General features: G+C 70.0%; 4 protein-coding genes. All 4 read left to right on the top strand.

The genetic code is table 11. The features are described from left to right. On the top strand, window positions 1-307 hold a 307-nt coding region (locus tag Q4F04_RS15235; RefSeq protein ID WP_303370642.1), incomplete at its 5' end, for an acetate--CoA ligase family protein. After that, window positions 297-1,085 (top strand): enoyl-CoA hydratase-related protein, encoded by a 789-nt coding sequence (locus Q4F04_RS15230; RefSeq protein ID WP_303370641.1) that lies wholly within the window; start codon window positions 297-299, stop codon window positions 1,083-1,085. The genes Q4F04_RS15235 and Q4F04_RS15230, both read left to right, overlap by 11 nt. A gap of 16 nt (window positions 1,086-1,101) precedes the next feature. Beyond that, window positions 1,102-1,827 carry an NAD(P)H-dependent oxidoreductase gene (locus tag Q4F04_RS15225; protein ID WP_303370640.1) on the top strand — a complete coding sequence of 242 codons (726 nt, stop codon included), beginning with the start codon at window positions 1,102-1,104 and terminating at the stop codon, window positions 1,825-1,827. Then, window positions 1,824-2,977: aldehyde dehydrogenase family protein (locus Q4F04_RS15220; protein ID WP_303370639.1), on the top strand; the 1,154-nt coding region annotated here is incomplete at its 3' end. The genes Q4F04_RS15225 and Q4F04_RS15220, both read left to right, overlap by 4 nt.

Here is a 2,977-nt window from a genome sequence, read left to right as displayed (position 1 = left end):
CTTGGGCGCGGGCGGCATCACCGTCGAGATGTGGAACGACACCCGGTCCCTGCTGCTGCCCGCCAGCCGCGACCAGATCCGCGCGGCGCTGCTGTCGCTGCGCTCGGCGCCCTTGCTGACCGGCTTCCGCGGCCGCCCGCCCGCGGCGCTGGACGCGGCGGTCGAGGCCGCCTTCCGCATCGGCGAATATGCCTTGGCGCAATCCGCCGCGCTGGACGAGATGGACGTGAACCCGCTGATCGTGACGGCAAACGCCGCCGTCGCGGTCGATGCCTTGATCCGCAGGAGGGAACAGGATGCCCGATGACGCCCGGCTGGTCCGCAACGGACCCATCGCCGAGATCACGCTGGACCGGCCCAAGGCCAATGCCATCGACCAGCCCACCAGCCGCAGGCTGGGCGAACTGTTCGCCGAGTTCCGCGACGACCCCGAGCTGAGGGTGGCGATCTTCACCGGCGGGGGGGAAAAGTTCTTCTCGGCCGGATGGGACCTGAACGAGGCCTCGTCCGAAGGGGGCGACGGCTATGTGGCCGACTACGGGCAGGGCGGCATCTACGGCTTCGCCGAACTGCCGGGGCTGGAAAAGCCCGTCATCTGCGCAATCAACGGCTATGCCGTCGGCGCGGGATTCGAGATCCTGCTGTGCGCCGACTTCATCATCGCCGCCGACCATGCCCGCTTCTGGCTGCCCGAGACTTCGCTGGGGGTCCTGCCCGACATCGGCTCGTTCCTGCTGCCGCGGATGCTGCCCAAGGTCATCGCCAACGAAGTGTTGTACGGGGGCCGCCGCCTGGACGCGCAGGACTGCCTGCGCTGGGGGCTGGTGAACGAGGTCGTGCCGCAGGCCCAATTGATGGACGCCGCGCGCGCGCTGGCGGGCCGCATCCTGCGATCCGCCCCCTTGTCGGTCGCGGCCGCCAAGGAGACCGCGCGGCTGGCCCAGCACATGAGCCTGGAGGAAGCCTATGCCGCGATGCGCGGGGGCCGCTTCCCGCTGTTCCAGAAGCTGATCGACAGCGAGGACGCGCTGGAAGGCCCGCGCGCCGCCGTGGAGAAACGCGACCCGGTCTGGAAGGGCCGCTGAGGAAAGGACCGCCCGCATGAAAGTCTTCGTCGTCAGCGCGACGCCCGAGCCGCAGTCCTTCATCGCCGCGATGGCGCGCGCCTCGGTCGAGGTGATGCGCGCGCAGGGGCACGAGGTCGTCCAGTCCGACCTTTACGCGATGAACTGGAACCCCGTCGCCAGCCCGGCCGATTTCGGCGCGCGCGCCAATCCCGATTACCTGACCTATGCGCTGGAACAGCGCCACAACGTCACGGCGGGGACCATCGCCCCCGACATCCGGGCGGAGTTGGACAAGCTGATGGCGGCCGACCTGCTGGTCCTGAACTTCCCGGTCTACTGGTTCTCGATGCCCGCGATCCTGAAGGGCTGGATCGACCGGGTGCTGGTCTCGGGCCTGTGCTACGGCGGCAAGCGCATCTACGACAAGGGCAACATGACGGGAAAGCGCGCCTTCGTGGGCGCGACCATCGGCGGGCGCGAGCACATGTTCGGCGAGGGCGCGGTCCACGGCCCCATCGAGCATCTGCTGAAGCCGATCCTCCAGGGCACCCTGGGGTATGTCGGCTACGACGTGCTGGAACCCTTCATCGGCTGGCACGTCCCCTATGTCACGCCCGAGGCGCGAGGGCGCATCCTGGCCGATTACCGGGACGCCCTGCGCAACCTGGACAGCCGGGCGGCGCTTGCGATGCCCTCGCTGGACGACTTCAACCCCGACATGAGCCGCAAGTCCGCGGAACCCGAAAGGCAGGCGTCATGAACCCGCATCACCTGCAGTTCTTCATTGGCGGCGCCTGGGTGGACCCAGCCACCCCCGCCGCGCTGGACGTGATCGACCCCGCCACCGAGGAAGCGTTCACCCGGATCTCCCTCGGCTCGGCTGTGGACGTGGACCGCGCGGTCGCGGCGGCCCGCGCCGCCTTCCCCGCCTTCGCAGCCACCCCGCGCGAAGAACGGCTGGCCCTGCTGCGCCGCGTCCTCGACATCTACAACAACCGTTACGAGGACATCGCCCAGGCCATCAGCCGCGAGATGGGCGCGCCGATCACCTGGGCGCGCGAAGCGCAGGCCTGGGCCGGGCGCGCGCATCTGGAAGCCACCATCGCCGGGCTGGAAGGCTTCACCTTCAGCGAACCGCGGGGCACGACCCGGATCGTGCGCGAGGCGATCGGCGTCTGCGCCCTCATCACCCCCTGGAACTGGCCGCTGAACCAGATCATGTGCAAGGTCGCCCCGGCGCTGGCCGCAGGCTGCACGGTCGTGCTGAAGCCAAGCGAGATCGCCCCCCTCAGCGCCATCGTGTTCACCGAGATCATGGAGGCCGCGGACACGCCGCCCGGCGTCTACAACATGGTCCACGGCACCGGCCCCGAGGTGGGGCAGGTGATGGCCGGGCACCCGGACGTGGACATGGTGTCCTTCACCGGCTCGACCCGCGCGGGGGTGATCGTGGCCAAGACGGCCGCCGAGACGGTCAAGCGCGTGGCGCAGGAACTGGGCGGCAAGTCGCCCAACATCATCCTGCCCGACGCCGATCTGGAAACCGCCGTCGTCAAGGGCGTCGAGGGCTGCATGGCCAACACCGGGCAGTCCTGCGACGCCCCGACCCGGATGCTGGTGCCCGAGGCCCGCCACGACGAGGCGCTGGAGATCGCGCGCCGCGCGGCCGAGGCGCTGGTCGTCGGAGACCCGCGCGACCCCGCGACCCAGATCGGCCCGCTGGTCAGCCAGGCTCAGTTCGACAAGGTGCAGGAGATGATCGAGGCGGGCCTGCGCGAGGGCGCGACCCTTGCGGTGGGCGGCCCGGGGCGGCCCGAGCATCTCAACCGCGGCTATTTCGTGCGGCCCACCGTCTTCGGCCATGTGACGCCCGGCATGACGATCGAGCGCGAGGAGATCTTCGGCCCCGT

It is taken from the genome of Paracoccus sp. (in: a-proteobacteria) (genome assembly GCF_030536915.1).
Classification (GTDB): Bacteria; Pseudomonadota; Alphaproteobacteria; order Rhodobacterales; family Rhodobacteraceae; genus Paracoccus.
The sequence above is the reverse complement of the archived record's forward strand: the minus strand, read 5'-3'. Positions and strand labels throughout refer to the sequence as shown.

Excerpts from the sequence above, each read along its gene's own strand:
- Q4F04_RS15230 (WP_303370641.1), top strand. The coding sequence starts at position 297 with ATGCCCGATGACGCCCGGCTGGTCCGCAACGGACCCATCGCCGAGATC.
- Q4F04_RS15225 (WP_303370640.1), top strand. The coding sequence starts at position 1,102 with ATGAAAGTCTTCGTCGTCAGCGCGACGCCCGAGCCGCAGTCCTTCATC.